Origin of the sequence: Pseudomonas resinovorans NBRC 106553, from assembly GCF_000412695.1 — a bacterium.
GTDB lineage: Bacteria > Pseudomonadota > Gammaproteobacteria > Pseudomonadales > Pseudomonadaceae > Metapseudomonas > Metapseudomonas resinovorans_A.
Map to the genome: position 1 here is coordinate 2,741,942 of NC_021499.1, position 21,385 is coordinate 2,763,326.

A 21,385-nucleotide genomic window follows, 5' to 3' on the forward strand; every position below is an offset into this window, starting at 1 on the left:
TTTTTAGGCGCCGACCGGTATCGGTCGCGCTGCCGGGATCTGGCGGGCGATGCCTGCCTCGAACTCCGGACGGAAATACTTCATGGCGCTACCCAGCGGCTCGACGGCGCCCGGTGCGTGGGCACAGAAGGTCTTGCCTGGGCCGAGGAAGCTGACCAGCTGCTCCAGGGTCTCCAGGTCGCCTTGCTGGCCCTCGCCGCGCTCCAGGGCGCGCAGGAGCTTGACGCTCCACGGCAGGCCGTCGCGGCAGGGGGTGCACCAGCCGCAGGACTCGCGGGCGAAGAACTCTTCCATGTTGCGCAGCAGGGAAACCATGTTGATGCTGTCGTCCACCGCCAGCGCCAGTCCGGTGCCCATGCGGGTGCCGACCTTGGCGATGCCGGCCGCGTACATCGGGGCGTCCAGGTGCTCGGGGAGCAGGAAGCCGGTGCCGGCGCCGCCGGGCTGCCAGGCTTTCAGCTTGAAGCCGTCGCGCATGCCGCCAGCGTAGTCCTCGAAGAGCTCGCGAGCCGGGACGCCGAAGGGCAGTTCCCAGAGGCCGGGGTTCTTCACCTTGCCGGAGAAGCCCATGAGCTTGGTGCCCATGTCTTCGCTGCCCGGACGGGCCAGGCCCTTGTACCAGTCCACGCCGTTGGCGACGATCGCCGGCACGTTGCACAGGGTCTCGACGTTGTTGACGCAGGTGGGCTTGCCCCAGACGCCGACGGCGGCGGGGAAGGGCGGCTTGGAGCGCGGGTTGGCGCGGCGGCCTTCCAGGGAGTTGATCAGTGCGGTTTCTTCGCCGCAGATGTAGCGACCGGCGCCGGTGTGGACGAACAGCTCGAAGTCGAAGCCGCTGCCCAGGATGTTCTTGCCCAGCAGGCCGGCGGCCTTGGCTTCGTCGATGGCGCGGTTGAGGTTGCGCGCCGCGTCGACGTATTCGCCACGCAGGAAGATGTAGCCGCGGTAGGCCTTGAGGGCGCGCGCGGAGATCAGCATGCCTTCCACCAGCAGGTGGGGCAGCTGTTCCATCAGCATGCGGTCCTTCCAGGTGTTGGGTTCCATTTCGTCCGCGTTGCAAAGCAGGTAGCGGATGTTCATGGATTCGTCGGCCGGCATCAGGCCCCACTTCACGCCGGTGGGGAAGCCCGCACCGCCGCGGCCCTTGAGGCCGGAGTCCTTGACCTGCTGCACGATGTCGGCCTGGGCCATTTCACCCAGGGCCTTGCGTGCGGCAGCGTAGCCGTTCTTCTGCTGGTACTCGTCGAGCCATACCGGCTGAGCGTCTTCGCGCAGGCGCCAGGTCAGCGGATGGGTCTCTTCGCTGCGGGCGATGCGGTTGGCCGGGCCGATGGAGGTAAGGGTCTTCATTGGTAGGCCTCCAGCAGTCGGGCAACGCCGTCAGGCTGCACGTCGCCGAAGGTGTCGTCGTCGATCATCACCGCCGGGGCCTTGTCGCAGTTGCCCAGGCAGCAGACCGGCAGCAGGGTGAAGCGGTTGTCGCTGGTGGTCTGGCCGAGGCCGACGCCGAGCTGCTTCTGCATTTCGGCGACCACGGACTCATGACCGCCGACGTAGCAGGTCATGCTGTCGCACACGCGGATCACGTGGCGGCCGACCGGCTGGCGGAAGATCTGGCTGTAGAAGGTGGCCACGCCTTCGACGTCGCTGGCGGGGATGCCGAGGATCGCGCCAATGGCGTCGGCGGCGCCGTCCGGCACCCAGCCACGTTCCTTCTGGACGATCTTCAGGGCTTCGATGGACGCCGCGCGCGGGTCCTCGTAGTGATGCATTTCGTGCTCGATGGCCGAGCGCTCGGTTTCGCTGAGGGCGAAACGGTCGGTCTGGATAAGGGTGCTCATGATCAGCGGTCCACGTCAGCCATTACGAAGTCGATACTGCCCAGGTAGGCGATCAGGTCAGCCACCATGCTGCCGCGGATCACCGAGGGGATCTGCTGCAGGTGGGGGAAACTGGGCGTCCGGATCCGGGTGCGGTAGCTCATGGTGCTGCCGTCGCTGGTCAGGTAGTAGCTGTTGATGCCCTTGGTCGCCTCGATCATCTGGAAGGCTTCGTTGGCCGGCATGACCGGGCCCCAGGAAACCTGCAGGAAGTGGGTGATCAGGGTCTCGATGTGCTGCAACGTGCGCTCTTTGGGCGGCGGCGTGGTCAGCGGGTGGTCCGCCTTGTACGGGCCTTCCGGCATGTTCTTCAGGCACTGGTCGATGATGCGGATGCTCTGGCGCATCTCTTCCACGCGGACCATGCAGCGGTCGTAGGCGTCGCCGTTGTGGGCCAGGGGCACTTCGAACTCGAAGTTCTCGTAGCCGGAGTAGGGGCGGGCCTTGCGCAGGTCGAAGTCGCAACCGGTGGAGCGCAGGCCGGCACCGGTGACGCCCCACTCGAGGGCTTCCTTGGTGTTGTACTGGGCAACGCCGATGGTACGGCCCTTGAGGATGCTGTTCTTCAGGGCGGCCTTCTCGTACTCGTCGAGGCGCTTGGGCAGCCATTCGACGAACTCTTTCACCAGGCCGTCCCAGCCGCGCGGCAGGTCATGGGCGACGCCACCGATGCGGTACCAGGCCGGGTGCAGGCGGAAGCCGGTGACGGCCTCGATCACCTTGTAGGCGCGCTGGCGGTCGGTGAAGGTGAAGAACACCGGGGTCATGGCACCGACGTCCTGGATATAGGTACCCAGGAACAGCAGGTGGCTGGTGATGCGGAAGAACTCGGCCATCATCACGCGGATGACGTCGACGCGCTGCGGCACCTTGATGCCGGCGAGCTTCTCGACCGCGAGGACGTACGGCAGGTTGTTCATCACACCGCCGAGGTAGTCGATACGGTCGGTGTAGGGGATGAAGCTGTGCCAGGACTGACGCTCGGCCATCTTCTCGGCGCCGCGGTGGTGGTAACCGACTTCCGGTACGCAGTCGACGATCTCTTCGCCGTCCAGCTGCAGGATGATGCGGAAGGCACCGTGGGCGGAGGGGTGGTTTGGGCCGAGGTTGAGGAACATGTAGTCCTCGTTCTCGCCGTGGCGTTTCATGCCCCAGTCTTCCGGGCGGAAGCGCGCGGCTTCTTCTTCAAGCTGGTGCTTGGCCAGGGTCAGGCTGAAGGGATCGAATTCGGTAGCGCGCGCCGGGTAGTCCTTGCGCAGCGGGTGACCTTCCCAGGTGTTGGGCATCATGATCCGCGAGAGGTGCGGATGGCCGGCAAAGGTGATGCCGTACATGTCCCAGACTTCGCGCTCGTACCAGTTGGCGTTGGGCCAGATACCGGTGACGGTGGGCAGGTTGAGGTCGCCCTCGGACAAGGCCACCTTGATCATCACGTCACTATTACGTTCCAGCGACATCAGGTGGTAGAACACCGTGAAATCGGCGTTCGGCAGGCCACGGCGCTGGGTGCGCAGGCGCTCGTCCACGCCATGCAGGTCGTACAGCATGACGTAGGGGCGCGGCAGGTTGCGCAGGAACTTGAGGACGTCGATCAGCTTGTCACGGCCGACCCAGATCACCGGCATGCCGGTGCGGGTGGACTGGATGGTGAGGCTTTCGGCGCCAAAGCGGGAATTCAGCTCTACGACGACATCTTGGTCGTCAGCCTTGTAAGGCGGAATGGACAGAACGGTGTCTGCAGTCATGGTCTCGGTCGCTATTCGTCAACGTAAAGAATGAGCCTGGGGTCTTCCTTGGAAGAACAGGCTCAGACTTCGTCGGGGCTGCGCAGGTTGGTAACCTGAATACGCTGTTCGCGGCGCTGTTCCCGCTGCGAGGGCATGTCGGCACGATAAACGCCCTGATCCCCCACGACCCAGGATAGCGGGCGGCGCTCCTGGCCGATGGATTCCTGCAGCAGCATCAGGCCTTGCAGGAACGCCTCCGGACGGGGCGGGCAGCCGGGAATGTAGACGTCCACGGGGAGGAACTTGTCCACGCCCTGAACGACCGAGTAAATATCGTACATGCCACCAGAGTTCGCGCACGAACCCATGGAAATTACCCACTTGGGCTCGAGCATCTGCTCATAGAGACGCTGGATGACCGGCGCCATCTTGATGAAGCAGGTGCCGGCGATGACCATGAAGTCCGCCTGGCGTGGTGATGCACGAATGACTTCCGCACCGAAGCGCGCGATGTCGTGCGGTGCGGTGAAGGCGGTGGTCATCTCCACGTAGCAGCAGGAGAGGCCGAAGTTGTACGGCCACAGGGAGTTCTTGCGACCCCAGTTGACTGCGCCGTTGAGAACATCCTCGAGCTTGCCCAGGAAGATGTTCTTGTGCACCTCATCTTCTAGCAGCGGGTCGGAAACGGTCTCCCGTTCGCCGATCGGATACTGCTCGTAAGTCGCATCCGGATCGATCCGAGTAAGTTTGTATTGCATTGCCAAAGCCTCATTGTTTTAGCTTCGCCTGCCGCTTGCGACGACCTTCGGGAGCCCAATCAAGCGCCCCGATGCGCCAAAGGTAGACAAGACCTGCCAACAGAATTGCTATGAAAATGGTTGCTTCGATAAAACCTGCCCAGCCGCTTTCACGGACAGAGACGGCCCAGGCGAAGAGAAAGAGGGCTTCGACGTCGAAGATCACGAAGAGCATCGCGACCAGATAGAATTTTGCGGAGAGGCGCAGGCGCGCGGTGCCGGTGGGAAGCATGCCCGATTCGAAGGGGTCGTTCTTGCTGCGGCCGATGGCGCGGCTGCCGAGCAGGCTCGAGACGCCGATCATGAAGGCGCAGAGGCCGAGAACGCCCAGCAGGAAAACAGCGAAACCCCAGTTGTGGGACATGATGGCAGTAGCTTCCGACATGCCGGAACTCCTTAAGACAAGGAACGGCGTTCACTTGCGTATAAAGGTTTAATGCCGGGTATCAATGATGCCCTGGCAATCGATTCCGACAATTTTATGCCCGACCGGGTGTGCAAGTAAATTTTTCAGGCCAAAAAATTGCCCGCACGGCCGGATTTTCACCCCTCTTCCCTCCTGCAGGCCAGAAGGCATGGGGCTTTGGCGAATTTCTTAGGCCTTGGTCTGATTGCGGCCTTATGTCGCAGAAGGCTGGAGATTTGCGAGATAATGAGAGTCATTAGCGTTTGATTGGTGGTTAATTAAGCACTACAGAAGAATGGCCTCGCGAAACTAAGAAAACTTACCGGATAAATAAGCCTGGTGTACTCGAAAGTTGCTCTGCGGAGCACTTTCGTATTTGCGACAAATACATCTGTTTTTGTACATGCTGCCTTGCGCGGGGAGAAAAAGTGGCCGACCCGAAGGTCGGCCGAAAGCCTTGAGAGGGTTCAGAGCAGGCGACGTCCGTCTTCGCGGGTGACGATCACGGTGGAGGAGCGCGGGCGCTTGCCTGGGCCGTCCGGCCAGGTGCTGAGCAGGTTGGTGGCCGTGGAGCCTTCGCCCGGGTGCTGGATGTTGACGAACAGGGTGCGGAAGTCCGGCGTGGCGCTGATGCCGGTGACTTCGGCGCCCAGCGGGCCCACCAGGAAGCGCTTGAGCTCGCCGCTGCGCGGATCGGCCACCAGCATCTGGTTGTTGCCGAAGGGGCCGGCGCTGAGCTGGCTGCCGCTCATGTCGGTCTGGATCCACAGCCGGCCTTCATCGTCGAACCAGAGGCCGTCCGGGCTGGCGAGGATGTTCTGCGCGCCCAGTGGCTGGCCGTTGGGGGCGCGGCTGTCGCCCTCGGGGCCGGCGAGCAGGAAGATGTTCCAGTCGAAGCGCTTGCCTGCGTGGTCGCGGCTGTTCTCGCGCCAGCGGATGATATGGCCGTAGGCGTTGGCCGGGCGCGGGTTGGCGGCATCGGCCACCGTGCGCGCGGTGTTGTTGGTGAGGGTGAAGTAGACCTCGCCATTGTCCGGGTTGACCGCGCCCCATTCCGGGCGGTCCATGCGGGTGGCGCCGACGACGTCCGCGGCCAGACGGGTGTTGATCAGTACCTCGCCCTGGTCGGCGAAGGCGACACCGGCGGCCAGGCAGGCCTTGAGGAAATTGCGGTCGTTGAGGTCCAGGGGCAGCCAGTCGCCGCTGCCATCGGCGTTGAAGCGGCCCACATAAAGGGTGCCGTCGTCCAGCAGGCGGCCGTTGGCCTTGCCGGGACGGTACTTGTCGCGGCTGACGTATTTGTAGATGTACTCGTTCTGCGAATCGTCGCCGGAATAGCAGACCACGGGACGGCCGGGTTTCACCGGGGCGAAGATCAGCCCTTCATGGGCGAAGCGGCCGAGGGCGGTGCGCTTGATCGGGGTGGAGTCCGGGTCGAAGGGATCGATCTCGACTATCCAGCCGAAGTGGTTCGGCTCGTTGCGGTAGTCGCCCTTGGCGTCGGCGGCCTTGCGGGTGGCGTCGAAGCGCTCGAAGTCGTCCCCCGGCAGTGTTTCCCAACCGAAGCGGCTGCTGCTGCGCAGACCGTAGCGCTGGAGCTCGCGGGGCAGGGCGCTATCGCGGGTGGCGAAGTAGCCCGCCCAGTTCTCCTCGCAGGTGAGGTAGGTGCCCCAGGGCGTGAAGCCGTTCGAGCAGTTGTTCTGGGTGCCGCGCGTGGCGGTGCCGTTCGGGCTGTAGCGGGTCTGCAGCAGTTTGTTGCCACGAGCCGGGCCGGCGATGCTCATGGGCGTGGCGGCGGTCACGCGACGGTTGCGGCGGCTCGGCACCACCTCCCAATCACCACGGACATTGCGGCGAATCTCTACCACCGAGACGCCGTGGGCGTTGATCTCCTTGCGCACTTCTTCGGCGCTGGCACGCTTGCCGTCCACCAGGGTGGGGCCGTTGGGGTGCAGCAGCGGGGCGTCGATGTACTCGTGGTTGAGCACCAGCAGGCCGTGGTCCGAGCGCAGGCCGGGGCCACGGCGGGCATCGATGGGGAAGAAATGCATTCCGTCGTGGTGCATGCCGACCTGTTCCGCCTGGTCCTGGGCGCTGTTGCTGGCGTCGTCGAGGAACGCCGGGTAGCGGCCGGTGATCGGCGTGCCCCAGGGGATGAAGGGCGTTGCCTTGTAGCCGGGCGGCACACTGATGGTGTCGGCGCGGCCTGTGGGGATGGCCTCGAAGGGCAGGCGCGAGCGCGGCTTGAAGGGATTGCCCCGGGCCTGGGTATCCGCGGCCATGGCATCGCCCGGAAGGGCCGCACCGAGGAAGGCCAGGGCGCTCATGGCGGCGCCGCCGACCAGTACCTGACGGCGGTTGAGTCCGCCGATCAGGTCGTTGATATGGGGGTTGTCGGAACGGTTGCTGGGTAGCTCGTCGCCGTTGCCAAAGAGCACGGTATTGTCGTTTTGTTGGTTCAAGGCGGATCTCCACGCGGGCTAATCGACGGAGACCTGACGCTAATGGCTGAAAGCGACGGAACGGTTACAGCGGGATGGAGAAACTGTTGCGTGGGACCTGCCGCACAGTGGGTTTCAGTTGCGCGTAACGCTGCGCTCCGGCTGGCGGATGGCGAAGATCAGCGCTCCGCCTTGCAGTTGCTCGATCACCCTGTCGCGGTCGGCCCCGGCCAGGACCAGGCAGCCGTAGCTGCGGCCCGGTACGCCATGGGCGCGGATGAAGGCGTCTTCCATGTAGGCGTTGGCGTGGATGACGATGGCGCGCTCTTCAGCATTGCTGTTGCTCGGGCTGAGGCCGACGAGGCGCATGGAGCGGCCGTGGCCCGCTTCTTCGCTGTCGAACACTTCTGAGGTGCGGAACAGGCCAAGGGAGGTGGCGCGACTGCCCGGGTCGTTGGAGAAACTTTCCGCATGACCGTCGTGATCGGCGTCCGACCCCTTGCCGTGGGCGACCCGGAAGCTGCCCAGCAAGGCATGGTTGCGCCGGTCGAACAGGTAGAAGCGCGGCAGGGTGGAGGCGCGGCCATAGTCGACCACGGCGAAGCGCGGGTGCTGGCTGGTTTTCAGGTCGTCGAGGATCTCGCCCAGCTGGGGCTGGCTGACCAGCAACTCGAGGTCGCCGGCACGAAGCACGGGGGAGATGAGCAGGAGGATCAGCAGGAGGATTCGGGGCACGGCACAAGCTCCGGGGGTTTGTGTTGATTCTAGGGAGGTGGCGTGAGCTGGCAACTGGGGGCTGACGGTTGGGGTTGTTTCGCATGGACAACATAAAGGGTCTTTGTAAGGCCTGTTCACGTTGGACTGGCAATTTAACGTAAGTGTTCGAATTGGCCCCAGCTGACGGACGCCACCCTCTCCCCCGCCCCTCTCCCGGAGGGCGAGGGGTGACGCGCGCCGGCGAGCACTACACAGTCCTGATGCTCAAACCAGCCTTAAACGGGGGATGGAAGTTAATGCCGCGCAAACCGCCCCTTCAGAAGGCCGAGCGGAATCGTTGTGGAGGAGGATGAGCGGCATGGATGCCGCGAGAGCCGCGCAGGGCCATGGATGGCCCTTCGCGGCGGGCCTCCGGAGCGACGATGTAGCAAGGGAAGTTTGGCGAAGCCAAACCCGGATGGCGGGGCAAGCCCTCTTGGTTACTTCTGGGTGGTTCGGCACCCCGACGACTGCCAGAAGTAACTCGCCCGGGAAGGCGAAACAGAAACCCACAGCCCGCTCGACAATGAGCTGAGCAACCGACTTCGCACCTTCTTGCCATTCCCTCTGTCACTTCCCATCAATCCTCGCCGCAAAAAGAAAAACCCCGGTGCAAGCACCGGGGTTCTCTGACTCGCCATGTCCGGCCGATGCGTGGTCGGCCGGTGGCAGTTCCTCTTAGTGGAACTGGTTCATGGTGTTGTCTTTGCCGCTCGCTTTCAGAGCGGCTTCGCCAGCGAAGTACTCTTTGTGGTTGTCGCCGATGTCGGAGCCAGCCATGTTCTGGTGCTTGACGCAGGCGATACCCTGACGCAGTTCCTGACGCTGTACGCCTTTCACGTAGGCCAGCATGCCCTGGTCGGCGAAGTAACCCTTGGCCAGGTTGTCGGTGGACAGCGCGGCGGTGTGGTAGGTCGGCAGGGTGATCAGGTGGTGGAAGATGCCGGCGTGAGCCGAACCGTCGCGCTGGAAGGTGCGGATCTTCTCGTCTGCAACCTGGGCCAGTTCGGTTTCATCGTACTCGACGGCCATCAGCTTGGCGCGGTCGTAGGCGGAAACGTCTTTGCCTTCGGCTACGAACGCATCGAACACTTGCTGACGGAAGTTCAGGGTCCAGTTGAACGACGGGCTGTTGTTGTACACCAGCTTGGCGTTCGGGATGACCTTGCGGATGCGGTCAACCATGGCCTTGATCTGGCCAACGTGGGGCTTCTCGGTTTCGATCCACAGCAGGTCGGCGCCGTTCTGCAGCGAGGTGATGCAGTCCAGGACGCAACGGTCTTCGCCGGTGCCAGCGCGGAACTGGAACAGGTTGGAAGCCAGGCGCTTGGGACGCAGCAGCTTGCCACCGCGGTTGATGACTACGTCACCGTTGCCGAGGTCGGCGGCGGACACTTCTTCGCAATCCAGGAAGGAGTTGTACTGGTCGCCCAGGTCGCCCGGCTGCTTGGTCACGGCGATCTGCTTGGTCAGGCCGGCGCCCAGGGAGTCGGTACGGGCAACGATTACGCCGTCGTCAACGCCCAGTTCGAGGAAGGCGTAGCGAACCGCGTTGATCTTGGCGAGGAAGTCTTCGTGCGGAACGGTCACTTTACCGTCCTGGTGGCCGCACTGCTTCTCGTCGGAAACCTGGTTCTCGATCTGGATGCAGCAGGCACCCGCTTCGATCATCTTCTTGGCCAGCAGGTAGGTGGCTTCCGGGTTGCCGAAGCCGGCGTCGATGTCGGCAATGATCGGTACTACGTGGGTTTCGTAGCCGTCGATCTGGGCCTGGATTTCGTCCTGCTTGGCCTTGTCGCCAGCGGCGCGGGCAGCGTCCAGGGCGGTGAAGAGCAGGTCCAGCTCACGGGCGTCAGCCTGGCGCAGGAAGGTGTAGAGCTCTTCGATCAGGCCGGAAACGGCGGTTTTCTCGTGCATGGACTGGTCGGGCAGCGGGCCGAAATCGGAACGCAGCGCGGCAACCATCCAGCCGGAGAGGTAGAGGTAGCGCTTGTTGGTGGTCTTCAGGTGCTTCTTGATGGAGATCAGCTTCTGCTGACCGATGAAGCCGTGCCAGCAACCGAGCGACTGGGTGTAGACGGAGGCGTCGGCATCGTACTCGGCCATGTCCTTGCGCATGATGGCCGCGGTGTACTTGGCGATATCCAGACCGGTCTTGAAGCGGTTCTGGGCGCGCATACGGGCAACCGACTCGGGGTTGATAGCGCTCCAGCTGTTACCGTTCACTTCTTTGAGTGCAGCAACGGCCTTGATGTCGTTCTGATAAGCGGACATGGTCAATCCTTCAAAGTGTATATGTGGTTGAGCACCGACTTTCCCACTCAAAAACCTGCGTTCTGAAGGTTATTGCGGGTTGCTCACCGCAGCGCGTCGAAGGACCGAATGGAACAGAGATTGAAGCTGAGGGTAGGTGAGGAGTTGCAAGCGCTCGCAGGATCGATGGGTGGTTTTGCGCTCCTGACTCGCTTGCCGGTTCGTGGTAACCGTTGGGCGATCTGCCGGGCACTGCCTTCGATCTTGCTGATGTTGCTGACGCTTCCCCGTCCCTCAGGACAACTACGTTCCAGTCGCAACCTTGTCGCACTGCCTTTTGGGCTTTCACAACGCGGATCGGCTCGGCTGGTTGGCTGAGAGCGCGATCCGGAGGCCCTATTCAGGGCCCCTGGCTAGCGGGAGCGAGGCCATCATGCTCTTTCAAACGGGCGTTCGTCAAACGTTTTGTAGTGTTTTTTTCGGACTACTACATAATACTTTCGGCTGAGACCGGGCGGTCTAAAAAGACGCGATCAGTCGACCGCGTCGACCCTGAGGCGCAGGGTCATGTCTTCCCGGCCCTGGGTGGTGTTGCGACGCAGGAAGCCGCTCTGGTCGGCCTGGCTGTTCTCGTTCACGGCGCCGATGGTGATCCACTCGCCGAGGCGGCCGCTGACCCGGGTATCGGTGCTCTGTACGTCGATCACGCCGGGGCGGCTGTTGTTCAGGCGGTCGTTGTTGCTGCTGATGCTGACATGCACGAGCTCGCCGGAGAGGGTGGCGGTGACGTAGAAGCCACGGGTGACGTTGCGGTACTCGGTGTTGCTGTAGACCTGTCCGAAGGAGCCGCTGCTGGTGGTGGTGATGGGCACGCTCTGGCCCACCTGGATCAGCGCCGGGAAGCCTTCGGTGGTCTGCACCTGTTGCACGCCGCCGCCACGGCTGGTGGTGGTGCGGCGGATGATGCGGACCTGGTCGCGGCCATTGACCTCGCCACGCCCGGCCTGGACGTCGACGCCGCCGACGCTGGCCGAGCCGTTGACGGCGAAACCACGGTCGCTCTGGAAGTTGCTGTCGGCGGTATCCACGCTGATCAGCAGGCGGCGCGGGCGGGTGTCCAGTTGCTCCAGCAGGTTGCGCAGTTCGCCGATCTTCGCCGGCGAGGCGTTGACGATGAACTGGTTGCCATGTGCGCTGACGCGGCCCTCGTTGCCCAGTATCGACTGCGCCATGGGCAGCAACTCGTCCGCCGTGCGATAGCGCAGCTGGATGAGTTCGGTCGCCGCCAATGCGGGCAGGCAAACGAGCAGGAGCAGGGCGGCGAACAGGGCGCGTGGGGTCATATCAGGAAATTCCGCAAGTCGGGGTCGGTGATGCTCATGTCCCAGGCCTGGTCGAAGCGGGTCTGCTGCAGCCGGGTCCTTCCGGGGTCGTTGTACAGGGCGTAGCCGGCGTACTGGTCGTGCTCGGGGCGTACCAGCAGGCCGCGATCGTCGGCGATGAGGTAGGCGAGGTCCTCCGAGGGATGGTCGGGGTTGATCCGGCGGATCTGGAAGTTGCTGGAGATGCGCCGGCTCAGCCCGAGCAGGCGATGGCCTTCCTTGACGGCGCGGCTGAGGTCGCGCACCAGGATGCGCACCTGGCATTTCGGGTCGCTGACCAGCAGCCGGGTACAGGCTTGCTGGATGGCGCCGTTGTTATAGAGCCAGGGTTCGAGGTCGGGGCTGTACAGGTAGATTCGGCGGCGCGCCTGCTGCATCAGTGCCAGGGCGTGGGCGCGGGCGCCCTCCGGGTTGCTGAAGCGTTCGAGGCGGTCGTGCTGGCCAAGGCCGAAGGGCGCGGGTTCCCACGCGGGGCCTTCGGCCTGGGGAGAGGGCGGGTTGTGAACGCTGAAGCGCCCCGGCGACTGGAATTCGATGGCCGGCAGTTCGACGTCGTTTTCAGCGGGTTCCGGGGCGTTCTCGTTCATCTTGGCCTCTAGTGGCTTTCTCGCACCATGTCCACGTGGGGGATGCCAGCTTCGAGGAACTCGCTGCTGACGACCTTGAAGCCGTGGCGCTCGTAGAACGCGGTGGCATGTACCTGGGCCGACAGCATCTGGCGCTGCAGTCCACGGCGCTCGGCTTCGGCGATGGCCGCCTGCAGCAGACGGTCGCCGACCTTCAGTCCGCGCCAGTCCTTGAGTACCGACACGCGGCCGATATGGCCGTCGGGCAGCAGGCGGGCGGTGCCGATAGCATAGTCCCGCTCGAAGGCGAGGAAGTGCACGGCGTCCACATCTTCGGTGTCCCACTCCAACTCCGGCGCCACCGACTGCTCGGCGATGAATACGGCCTCACGGATACGGCGCAGGTCGGCATTGTCCTTTTGCCAGTCGGCAACGCGGACGTGTATCTCACTCATCGGCAAACTCCAGACTTCCTTGCTTGACCAGTTCCAGCAGAAGCTTACGCCCCTCGTCGTCGGCCAGCCATTGGCCGAGATTCTCCAGATGCAGTGCCTCGGCGGCGCAGATCAGCTTCAGCAGGTCGCGCAGGTTGGCGGGCAGCAGGCGGCTCTGGCCGCTGGCGAAGAGCACCAGGCCGACGTCCACCTCGGACCAGGCCAGGCGAGCGCTGGCGTTGCGGATCAGTACCGCACCGTCTTCGATCGCGCCTAGCAGGTCGTCTTCTTCCACCTCGGTGCCGGCCACCAGCTCCGGGTAGCGCGGCTCGGTCATGAACTGGCCGAACCAGGTGAGCAGCAGGCGCTCGTCGCTCATGTGCTCGCTGAGCAGGGCCTTCAGGCGGTCCAGGGCGTCGCGCTGGATCTCGTGCGGGTCGCTGACGGGGGCGGCGCCGGCATCGCTGTAGCGTTCTTCGTCCGGCAGGAACTGGGCGAGGAAGTCGGTGAAGTGGGTGAGCACTTCGGCGGCGCTGGGGGCGCGGAAGCCCACGGAATAGGTCATGCAGTCGTCTTCGGCGATGCCGAAGTGCGCCAGGCGCGGCGGCAGGTAGAGCATGTCGCCGGGCTCCAGGACCCATTCGTCTGTCTGCTGGAAGTCAGCGAGGATGCGCAGGTCGGCGTGGGGCAGCAGGGCGCTTTCGGCGTCGCACATCTGGCCGACCTTCCAGTTGCGGCGGCCTTGGCCCTGGAGCAGGAACACGTCGTAGTTGTCGAAGTGCGGCCCTACGCCGCCGCCCGGTGCGGCGAAGCTGATCATCACGTCATCGATGCGCCAGCTCGGCAGGAAGCGGAATTGCTCCAGCAGCTCGGCGACGTCCGGAACGAACTGGTCGACGGCCTGGACCAGCAGGGTCCAGTCGCGCTCCGGCAGGTTCTGGTAGGTGTCTTCGGCGAAGGGGCCGCGACGCAGTTCCCAGGGGCGTTCGCCGTGCTCGAGCACCAGGCGCGACTCGACTTCCTCTTCCAGGGACAGGCCGGCGAGCTCGTCGGGAGAGATGGGGCTTTCGAATCCAGGGATGGCCTGGCGGATCAGAAGTGGCTTCTTCTGCCAGTAGTCGCGCAGGAATTCACGCGCGGTGAGGCCGCCCAGAAGTTGAAGAGGAGTATCAGGATTCATACTTAAGCCTTTGAAATAAAAACGCCCGGCACAGCCGGGCGTGCATTGGTTCAAAACCGATCAAATGCGCTTGGCTTGAGCTACGGCGTTACCGATGTAGCTGGCGGGGGTGAGCTTGCGCAGTTCGGCCTTGGCCTCGGCCGGGATGTCCAGGCCATCGATGAAAGTCTGCAGGGCTTCCGGGCTGATGCCCTTGCCACGGGTCAGTTCCTTGAGCTTCTCGTACGGATTCTCGATCGCGTAGCGGCGCATCACGGTCTGGATCGGCTCGGCGAGGACTTCCCAGCAGGCGTCCAGGTCTTCAGCAATACGTTGAGCATTGAGCTCCAACTTGCTGATTCCCTTGAGGCTTGCTTCGTAGGCGATAACGCTGTGGGCGAAGCCGACGCCGAGGTTGCGCAGCACGGTGGAGTCGGTCAGGTCGCGCTGCCAGCGGGAAATCGGCAGTTTGCTGGCCAGGTGCTGGAACAGGGCGTTGGCGATACCCAGGTTGCCTTCGGAGTTCTCGAAGTCGATCGGGTTGACCTTGTGCGGCATGGTGGACGAGCCGATCTCGCCGGCGATGGTCTTCTGCTTGAAGTAGCCGAGGGAGATATAGCCCCAGACGTCGCGGTCGAAGTCGATGAGGATGGTGTTGAAGCGGGCGATGGCGTCGAACAGCTCGGCGATGTAGTCGTGCGGCTCGATCTGGGTGGTGTAGGGGTTGAACGCCAGGCCCAGGTCGCCTTCGATGAATTCGCGGGCGTTGGCTTCCCAGTCCACGTCCGGGTAGGCGGACAGGTGGGCGTTGTAGTTGCCTACGGCGCCGTTGATCTTGCCCAGCAGGGGCACGGCGGCCACTTGGGCGATCTGGCGCTCCAGGCGGTACACGACGTTGGCCATTTCCTTGCCGAGGGTGGTCGGCGAGGCCGGTTGGCCGTGGGTGCGCGACAGCATGGGAACGTCGGCGAAGCGGACGGCCAGGTCGCGGATGGCGTTGGCCACCTGGCGCATCAGCGGCAGCATGACCAGGTCGCGGCCTTCGCGCAGCATCAGGGCGTGGGACAGGTTGTTGATGTCCTCGCTAGTGCAGGCGAAGTGAATGAATTCGCTGACCTGGGCCAGTTCCGGCAGCTTGGCGGCCTGTTCCTTGAGCAGGTATTCCACGGCTTTGACGTCGTGGTTGGTGGTGCGCTCGATTTCCTTGATGCGCTCGGCGTGCTCGAGCTGGAAGTCTTCGGCCAGCTTGTCGAGCAGGGCGTTGGCTTCGGCGGAGAACGGTGCGACTTCCGGGATGCCGGCGTGGGCGGCAAGGCGCTGCAGCCAGCGGACCTCTACCTGTACGCGGCAACGGATCAGGCCGTACTCGCTGAAGATCGGGCGCAGGGCGCTGGTTTTGCCGGCGTAGCGGCCGTCTACGGGGGAAACCGCGGTGAGCGAAGAAAGCTGCATGAGGGCGTTCTCGGACAATCGGTCAACGAAAAGGGGCGCACATCATACATGTATTTCGCCCCGGCCGCTGCTCAAGCGCCATGCTCGTTCGACGCATGGCGCGGCGAGGGTCAGCCGCGCATGAGCGGGTAGAGTTCGCCCAGCAATTTGCGACGGCTGAACAGCAGCTGCCAGCGGTTGCCGCCGAGCTGGCGCCAGAGGCGCGCGGCGCGGATGCCGGTGAGGAGCAGGGCGCGGATCTTCGCCGCATTGCTGGACTGCTGCAGGTGGCGCATGTCGCCATGAACCTGGATGCGCTGGCGGAAGGTGCTCAGGGTGTCCTGGTAGAGGCTGGCGCAGGCGGCGATGACGTTGTCGTGGACCAGGCCGAAGTGCTGCACCTGCTGCTGGATCTGGTCCAGACGGGTGCCGATGACGTCCAGCATGTCGCCGCGCTTGGCCAGTTGCCGCTCCAGGGTGAGTAGGGCCAGGGCGTAGCGCAGGGGTTCGCGTTGCAGGCTCGCGGGTTCGCGCTCCAGGGCGCTGACCAGGGCTTTGTAGCCGTCGCGCAGGTTGAGATCGTCGCCGCCGTAGACCTCCAGGGTGCTCTTCGGGTCGCGGATCAGCAGGCTGCCGAGCATGCAGCCCAGCGGCGGTTCGCTGACCTGGCCGGTCTTGGCGATGCGGTCGACCAGGGCGGCGGCTTCGAAGACGGCGCCGAGGGCGATCAGTTGTTCGCGGGTCTGGTTCATGGGCGTTGCACTCCCGCATCCGCGGGTTCGGCACTTTCGATCACGCCACCGCCAAGGCAGATCTCGCCGTCGTAGAACACCACCGATTGGCCCGGGGTAACGGCGCGCTGGGCGTCGTCGAACACGGCTACATAGCCATCGGCGGTCTTTTCCAGGGTGCAGGGCTGATCGCTCTGGCGGTAGCGCACCTTGGCCTTGAGGCGGCGGGGCTGGGCGAGGTCGACCGGGTTGACCCAGTAGATCTCGGAGGCCTTGAGCGAGCGGGAGAACAGCCAGGGATTGTCGTTGCCCTGGCCGACGACCAGCACATTGCGCGACAGGTCCTTGGCCAATACGTACCAGGGGTCGTCGCTGGCATCCTTCATGCCGCCGATGCCCAGGCCCTGGCGTTGGCCGATGGTGTGGTACATCAGGCCGTGGTGGCGGCCGATGACCTCGCCTTCGGTGGTTTCGATGTCGCCCGGCTGGGCTGGCAGGTACTGCTTGAGGAAGTCGGTGAAGCGCCGCTCGCCGATGAAGCAGATGCCGGTGGAGTCCTTCTTGCGCGCGGTGGCCAGGCCGTGTTTCTCGGCAATGGCACGTACTTCCGGCTTCTCCAGTTCGCCTACCGGGAACAGGGTGCGGGCGATCTGCTCGCCGCCGACGGCGTGGAGGAAGTAGCTCTGGTCCTTGTTCGGGTCCAGGCCCTTGAGCAGCTCGGTGCGGCCGTCGATATCGCGGCGGCGCACGTAGTGGCCGGTGGCGATCAGGTCGGCGCCGAGGGACAGGGCGTAGTCGAGGAAGGCTTTGAACTTGATCTCGCGGTTGCAGAGGATGTCCGGGTTCGGCGTACGGCCGGCCTTGTACTCCTCGAGGAAATGCTCGAACACGTGGTCCCAGTATTCCGCGGCGAAGTTGGCGGTGTGCAGCTTGATGCCGATACGGTCGCAGACGGCCTGGGCGTCGGCCAGGTCCACCTTGGCGGTGCAGTAGTCGGTGCCGTCGTCCTCGTCCCAGTTCTTCATGAACAGGCCTTCCACCTGATAGCCCTGTTCGAGCAGGAGGAGGGCGGAAACCGAGGAGTCGACGCCGCCGGACATGCCGACTATGACGCGGGTATTGGCTGGATCACGCATGGGAATTTGCACTGGTCGTGTAAGCAAAAGCGGAATTCTATCAGAACCGGTTCAGGATCAGATGTGTAGGCCTGCCTTTCGTAGGAGCGAGCCCTGCTCGCGATGGGCGGACGACAAGGCTTCGCGAGCAGAGCTCGCTCCTGCAGGGTGTGTGGTCAGGAAGCGCGGATCAGGCTCAGGGGGAAGCGCTCGCCCGCCAGGTAGTCGTCGATGCAGCGCAATACCAGGTGGCTGCGCCAGCGGTCCTTCTCGGCCAGCAGTTCGTCACGGGTCAACCAGCGCGGGCCGATGATGCCGTCGTCCAGGGGCTGGTCGGGGTGGTGGCGCAGGGGCTTGGCGGCGAAGCAGACGCGCTGGTAGGTGACGCCGTTGCTGGGGGCGGTGTAGAGGTAGATGCCGGTCACGGCGGTCAGTTCGACTTCCCAGCCGGTTTCTTCGAAGGTTTCGCGCAGGGCGGCCTCGAGCAGGGTTTCGTCGGCTTCCAGGTGGCCGGCGGGCTGGTTGTACACCGGGCGACCCTCGGCCAGTTCCTCCACCAGCAGGAAGCGTCCCTGGTCTTCGACAATGGTTGCGACGGTGATGTGGGGTTGCCGGCTCATCGGGGGCTCCTGAAAGAATTTGCAATGGTATGGCGCCAGCGGCGCCAAAAAGAAAGGTTCATCGCGCTTTCCCGGGGAAGGCGGCCTTGATTTTCAGGAAGAAGTAGGCCGAGTCGCGGAAGCCATAGGCCATGCGCTTGATCACTTTGATGCGGTTGTTCACCCCTTCCAGCTGGCTGGTGTGCAAGGGGAAACGGGCGCTGGCGAGGATGCCGCGCGCGTAACGCTTGAGGTTCCTGGCAAAGCGTTGGAGCGGCGCCAAGCCGCTGTCCCGGGCGTGCCGCAGCCAGGTTCGCCAGCGCCGCCAGCCGTCCTGCACACTGGGGGCGTACCAGATTTCCTTTAATGCGTCCTTGAGCACGTAGGCCGTGGCCAGTGGCTGGTTGGCCGCGAGCAATTCCTGCAACTGCACGGCCTGTCCGCCCTTGAGGTTTTCGCGATTGCGCAGCAACAGCCAGCGGCTTTGCTTGACCACCTTGCGCGCCGGTTTGTCCTGGCGCAGGAGGTTGGCCTGGTCGACCCGGATCCGGTCGATCACGTCCCGGCCGTAGCGCGCCACCACGTGGAACAGGTCGTACACCACCTCGGCCTGCGGGCAATGCCGTTTCACCTCGAGGTCGAAGGCGGTGTTCATGTCCATGGCCACCGCCTCGATCTGCCGGCAGTGCTCGCCGAGCAATTCGAAGAACGGACGGATCGCCTCACGGCTGTTGCCATGCCCGACCCACAGCACCCGCGTGCGCTCGGCATCCATGATCACCGTGGCGTAACGATGCCCCTTGTGCAGGGCAAACTCGTCCATCACCAGCCGACGCACCTCGCCTGGCTCAAACGCGCCAACCGAGGCGTCCAGGCGGCGCTTGTCGAGCGTCTTGAGCGTGTGCCAATGCAGGCCAGTGAGGCGGCTGACGTGACTGATCGGCAGCAATTGCAGCAAACCCTCGAGCCAGACGCGCAAACGCTGAGTCAGGCGTGACGCCGGCTCCAGCCAGTCGATCCGCTCGGTCACCCGCCCACAATCCAGGCAATCGACGCGACGCACCGGCAGTTGGAGCAGCACGCGCTGATCCAGCAGGTCACGGTCACGCACCTGGCGGATTCGCCGCTCGTGGATCAGCGGGCAGTCTTGGTGACAGCGGCCACATTTGGGGAGGGAGCCGGCTTGAGGTTCGAGCTCAATCAGCAGGGTGTCGTGAGTGGCTTGGCGACAGGCGACGACCTCGTAGCCTGGCCAGAACTGGGCAAGATCAATAGGATTCACGGCGGCAGCAGGGAGTGGGGGTTGGTTCGTTTGGCGACTGCCAATCTACCCACTTCCCTGACTGTCAACTCGCTCTTCCCCCTGAATCCGCGAAGAACCAAAAGAAACCCCGGGCACTGGCCCGGGGTTTCCTTTTACAGCGCGTGGTGTTTAGGCGCGGCCGTCGATCGCAGCGTTGAAGGTGGCGCTGGGGCGCATCACCTGGCTGGTCAGCTCGGGGTTCGAACGGTAGTAGCCGCCGATGTCCACGGCCTTGCCCTGGGCGCCGTTCAGTTCGGCGACGATGGTCGCTTCCTGCTCGGTCAGGGTCTTGGCCAGGGGCGCGAAGTAGGCCTTCAGTTCGGCGTCTTCGTCCTGGGCGGCCAGGGCCTGGGCCCAGTACAGGGACAGGTAGAAGTGGCTGCCGCGGTTGTCGATTTCACCGACCTTGCGCGACGGCGACTTGTTGTTGTCCAGCAGCTTGCCGGTGGCTGCGTCGAGGGTCTTGCCCAGCAGCTTGGCCTTGGCGTTGCCGGTCTTGATACCGGTTTCTTCCAGGGACACGGCCAGGGCCAGGAACTCGCCGAGGGAATCCCAGCGCAGGTAGTTCTCTTCCACCAGCTGCTGCACGTGCTTGGGCGCCGAACCGCCGGCGCCGGTCTCGTACATGCCGCCGCCCGCCATCAGCGGAACGATGGACAGCATCTTGGCCGAGGTGCCCAGTTCCATGATCGGGAACAGGTCGGTCAGGTAGTCGCGCAGTACGTTGCCGGTCACCGAGATGGTGTCCTGGCCGCGCAGCTGGCGTTCCATGCTGGTGCGGATGGCTTCGTTGTAGCCGGCGATGCTGATGTCCAGGCCGCTCAGGTCGTGGTCCTTGAGGTACAGTTCGACCTTCTTGCGCAGTTCGCGGTCGTGGGCGCGCTCCGGGTCCAGCCAGAAGATGGCCGGGGTATCGGACAGGCGGGCGCGGGTCACGGCCAGCTTGACCCAGTCACGGATCGGGGCGTCCTTGGTCTGGCAGGCGCGCCAGATGTCACCGGCTTCCACTTCGTGCTGCATCAGCACGGTGCCATCGGCGGCCACGACGCGCATGGTGCCGTCGGCGGTCATCTCGAAGGTCTTGTCGTGGGAACCGTATTCCTCGGCTTTCTGCGCCATCAGGCCGACGTTTGGCACGGTGCCCATGGTGGTCGGATCGAAGGCGCCGTTGGTCTTGCAGAAGTTGATCATCTCCTGGTAGATGCGGGCATAGGTGCTCTCCGGCATCACCGCCTTGGTGTCCTTCTGCTTGCCATCCTTGCCCCACATCTGGCCGGAGTTGCGGATCATCGCCGGCATGGAGGCGTCGACGATCACGTCGCTCGGGATGTGCAGGTTGGTGATGCCCTTCACGGAGTCGACCATCGCCATTTCCGGGCGGTGGCTGTACACCTCGTGGATGTCGTGGAGGATCTCTTCCTGCTGGGAAGCCGGCAGCACCTTGATCTTGTCGTAGACGCTGCTGATGCCGTTGTTCGGGTTGACGCCCAGTTCCTTGAACAGCTCGCCGTATTTGTCGAACACGTCCTTGTAGTAGACGCTGACCGCGTGGCCGAAGACGATCGGGTGGGAGACCTTCATCATGGTCGCCTTGACGTGCAGGGACCACATGACGCCGGTTTCCTTGCAGTCCTGCAGGGTCTTCTCGAAGAAGGCGCGCAGCTTGTTGCAGCTCATGAACATGCTGTCGAGGACTTCGCCGTCCTCCAGCTTCAGGGTCTTCTTGACGTCGACCTTGCCGTCCTTGCCGACGAATTCGATGCGTACGTCACCGGCCTTGGCCATGGTGATGGACTGCTCGCTGGAGAAGAAGTCGCCGCCGCGCATGTAGTCGGCGTGGGAGCGGGAGGCCATGCTCCACTTGCCCATGGAGTGCGGGTTCTTGCGGGCGTAGGCCTTGACGGCGGCGGGGGCGCGGCGGTCGGAGTTGCCTTCGCGCAGGACCGGGTTCACGGCGCTGCCGAGGATCTTGGCGTAGCGGGCGCGGGTGTCTTTCTCTTCGTCGGTCTGCGGGTCTTCCGGGAAGTCCGGGACGCTGTAGCCCTGGGCCTGCAGCTCGGCGATGGCGCCCTTGAGCTGCGGCACGGAGGCGCTGATGTTCGGCAGTTTGACAATGTTGGCGTCGGGCGAGGTGGCCAGGACTGCCAGGTAGGCCAGGTCGTCTTCGATGCGCTTGTCTGCGGCAAGCTTATCGGCGAAAGAGGCCAGGATGCGTCCCGCGAGAGAGATGTCGCGGGTTTCAACGTCTATGCCTGCCGAAGCGGCGAAGGCCTTGACGATGGGGAGGAGGGAGTAGGTGGCGAGCGCAGGGGCTTCGTCGGTGAAGGTATAGGTGATCTTCGGACGGTTGGACATTAACGTTTAACTCTCTTCTATTCTGGGCGCGCACAGAGTCTCGAAGCGCA

18 protein-coding genes are annotated in these 21,385 nt (G+C 64.0%); all 18 read right to left on the reverse strand.

Annotated features, from left to right (window positions below; translation table 11 throughout):
* Positions 1–3: 3 nt before the first annotated feature.
* The 18 genes from nuoF to PCA10_RS12420 all read right to left on the reverse strand — a co-directional run bounded on the left by nuoF (position 4) and on the right by PCA10_RS12420 (position 21,335).
* The gene (nuoF, locus tag PCA10_RS12335) at positions 4–1,350 is read right to left on the reverse strand and encodes an NADH-quinone oxidoreductase subunit NuoF (RefSeq protein WP_016492420.1); all 1,347 of its coding nucleotides are present in this window, start codon (positions 1,348–1,350) and stop codon (positions 4–6) included.
* Positions 1,347–1,847 carry an NADH-quinone oxidoreductase subunit NuoE gene (gene nuoE / locus PCA10_RS12340; RefSeq protein WP_144276970.1) on the reverse strand — a complete coding sequence of 167 codons (501 nt, stop codon included), beginning with the start codon at positions 1,845–1,847 and terminating at the stop codon, positions 1,347–1,349. The genes nuoF and nuoE overlap by 4 nt, the downstream gene beginning before the upstream one ends.
* Positions 1,844–3,625: an NADH-quinone oxidoreductase subunit C/D gene (gene nuoC, locus PCA10_RS12345; protein WP_016492422.1), complete on the reverse strand. Its 1,782-nt coding sequence runs from the start codon at positions 3,623–3,625 to the stop codon at positions 1,844–1,846. The genes nuoE and nuoC overlap by 4 nt, the downstream gene beginning before the upstream one ends.
* 62 nt (positions 3,626–3,687) lie before the next feature.
* Positions 3,688–4,365 carry a NuoB/complex I 20 kDa subunit family protein gene (locus PCA10_RS12350; RefSeq protein WP_016492423.1) on the reverse strand — a complete coding sequence of 226 codons (678 nt, stop codon included), beginning with the start codon at positions 4,363–4,365 and terminating at the stop codon, positions 3,688–3,690.
* A gap of 10 nt (positions 4,366–4,375) precedes the next feature.
* A complete protein-coding gene (locus PCA10_RS12355) occupies positions 4,376–4,789 on the reverse strand; it encodes an NADH-quinone oxidoreductase subunit A (RefSeq protein ID WP_016492424.1) in 414 nt (137 codons plus the stop codon).
* A 488-nt stretch (positions 4,790–5,277) separates the two neighbouring features.
* Positions 5,278–7,272 (reverse strand): PhoX family protein, encoded by a 1,995-nt coding sequence (locus PCA10_RS12360; RefSeq protein WP_016492425.1) that lies wholly within the window; start codon positions 7,270–7,272, stop codon positions 5,278–5,280.
* 114 nt (positions 7,273–7,386) lie between these two features.
* A complete protein-coding gene (locus tag PCA10_RS12365) occupies positions 7,387–7,986 on the reverse strand; it encodes a murein L,D-transpeptidase catalytic domain-containing protein (protein ID WP_016492426.1) in 600 nt (199 codons plus the stop codon).
* A gap of 699 nt (positions 7,987–8,685) precedes the next feature.
* Positions 8,686–10,281 carry an isocitrate lyase gene (locus PCA10_RS12370; protein ID WP_016492427.1) on the reverse strand — a complete coding sequence of 532 codons (1,596 nt, stop codon included), beginning with the start codon at positions 10,279–10,281 and terminating at the stop codon, positions 8,686–8,688.
* Between the two features lie 512 nt (positions 10,282–10,793).
* Positions 10,794–11,603, reverse strand: a complete 810-nt coding sequence (locus PCA10_RS12375) for a secretin N-terminal domain-containing protein (RefSeq protein WP_016492428.1) — start codon at positions 11,601–11,603, stop codon at positions 10,794–10,796.
* Positions 11,600–12,229, reverse strand: coding sequence for a DUF7931 domain-containing protein (locus PCA10_RS12380; RefSeq protein ID WP_016492429.1), 630 nt, complete (start codon positions 12,227–12,229; stop codon positions 11,600–11,602). Before PCA10_RS12380 ends, PCA10_RS12375 begins: the two co-directional genes overlap by 4 nt.
* Positions 12,230–12,237: 8 nt before the next feature.
* Positions 12,238–12,663: a GNAT family N-acetyltransferase gene (locus tag PCA10_RS12385; protein ID WP_016492430.1), complete on the reverse strand. Its 426-nt coding sequence runs from the start codon at positions 12,661–12,663 to the stop codon at positions 12,238–12,240.
* Positions 12,656–13,822, reverse strand: coding sequence for a ribosomal protein uL16 3-hydroxylase (locus PCA10_RS12390; protein ID WP_016492431.1), 1,167 nt, complete (start codon positions 13,820–13,822; stop codon positions 12,656–12,658). The genes PCA10_RS12385 and PCA10_RS12390 overlap by 8 nt, the downstream gene beginning before the upstream one ends.
* Before the next feature lie 60 nt (positions 13,823–13,882).
* A complete protein-coding gene (purB, locus tag PCA10_RS12395; RefSeq protein ID WP_016492432.1) occupies positions 13,883–15,253 on the reverse strand; it encodes an adenylosuccinate lyase in 1,371 nt (456 codons plus the stop codon).
* Positions 15,254–15,363: 110 nt separating this feature from the next.
* On the reverse strand, positions 15,364–15,984 hold the full coding sequence (hflD, locus tag PCA10_RS12400) for a high frequency lysogenization protein HflD (RefSeq protein ID WP_016492433.1): 621 nt from the start codon (positions 15,982–15,984) through the stop codon (positions 15,364–15,366).
* Complete coding sequence (gene mnmA, locus PCA10_RS12405; RefSeq protein ID WP_016492434.1) at positions 15,981–17,099, reverse strand: tRNA 2-thiouridine(34) synthase MnmA; 1,119 nt, start codon at positions 17,097–17,099, stop codon at positions 15,981–15,983. The genes hflD and mnmA overlap by 4 nt, the downstream gene beginning before the upstream one ends.
* 155 nt (positions 17,100–17,254) lie before the next feature.
* Positions 17,255–17,698, reverse strand: a complete 444-nt coding sequence (locus PCA10_RS12410) for an NUDIX hydrolase (protein ID WP_016492435.1) — start codon at positions 17,696–17,698, stop codon at positions 17,255–17,257.
* Positions 17,699–17,756: 58 nt separating this feature from the next.
* Entirely contained in the window at positions 17,757–18,959 is a 1,203-nt protein-coding gene (locus PCA10_RS12415) for an ISL3 family transposase (protein ID WP_016491200.1), read from the reverse strand.
* Between the two features lie 150 nt (positions 18,960–19,109).
* Positions 19,110–21,335, reverse strand: a complete 2,226-nt coding sequence (locus tag PCA10_RS12420; RefSeq protein ID WP_016492436.1) for an NADP-dependent isocitrate dehydrogenase — start codon at positions 21,333–21,335, stop codon at positions 19,110–19,112.
* Between the last annotated feature and the right edge of the window lie 50 nt (positions 21,336–21,385).

What these genes read in the sequence shown, in the direction of transcription:
- nuoF (WP_016492420.1), bottom strand. Translation starts at nt 1,350, where the DNA reads ATGAAGACCCTTACCTCCATCGGCCCGGCCAACCGCATCGCCCGCAGC.
- nuoC (WP_016492422.1), bottom strand. Translation starts at nt 3,625, where the DNA reads ATGACTGCAGACACCGTTCTGTCCATTCCGCCTTACAAGGCTGACGAC.
- PCA10_RS12350 (WP_016492423.1), bottom strand. Translation starts at nt 4,365, where the DNA reads ATGCAATACAAACTTACTCGGATCGATCCGGATGCGACTTACGAGCAG.
- PCA10_RS12355 (WP_016492424.1), bottom strand. Translation starts at nt 4,789, where the DNA reads ATGTCGGAAGCTACTGCCATCATGTCCCACAACTGGGGTTTCGCTGTT.
- PCA10_RS12370 (WP_016492427.1), bottom strand. Translation starts at nt 10,281, where the DNA reads ATGTCCGCTTATCAGAACGACATCAAGGCCGTTGCTGCACTCAAAGAA.
- PCA10_RS12375 (WP_016492428.1), bottom strand. Translation starts at nt 11,603, where the DNA reads ATGACCCCACGCGCCCTGTTCGCCGCCCTGCTCCTGCTCGTTTGCCTG.
- PCA10_RS12380 (WP_016492429.1), bottom strand. Translation starts at nt 12,229, where the DNA reads ATGAACGAGAACGCCCCGGAACCCGCTGAAAACGACGTCGAACTGCCG.
- PCA10_RS12385 (WP_016492430.1), bottom strand. Translation starts at nt 12,663, where the DNA reads ATGAGTGAGATACACGTCCGCGTTGCCGACTGGCAAAAGGACAATGCC.
- PCA10_RS12390 (WP_016492431.1), bottom strand. Translation starts at nt 13,822, where the DNA reads ATGAATCCTGATACTCCTCTTCAACTTCTGGGCGGCCTCACCGCGCGT.
- purB (WP_016492432.1), bottom strand. Translation starts at nt 15,253, where the DNA reads ATGCAGCTTTCTTCGCTCACCGCGGTTTCCCCCGTAGACGGCCGCTAC.
- hflD (WP_016492433.1), bottom strand. Translation starts at nt 15,984, where the DNA reads ATGAACCAGACCCGCGAACAACTGATCGCCCTCGGCGCCGTCTTCGAA.
- mnmA (WP_016492434.1), bottom strand. Translation starts at nt 17,099, where the DNA reads ATGCGTGATCCAGCCAATACCCGCGTCATAGTCGGCATGTCCGGCGGC.
- PCA10_RS12410 (WP_016492435.1), bottom strand. Translation starts at nt 17,698, where the DNA reads ATGAGCCGGCAACCCCACATCACCGTCGCAACCATTGTCGAAGACCAG.
- PCA10_RS12420 (WP_016492436.1), bottom strand. Translation starts at nt 21,335, where the DNA reads ATGTCCAACCGTCCGAAGATCACCTATACCTTCACCGACGAAGCCCCT.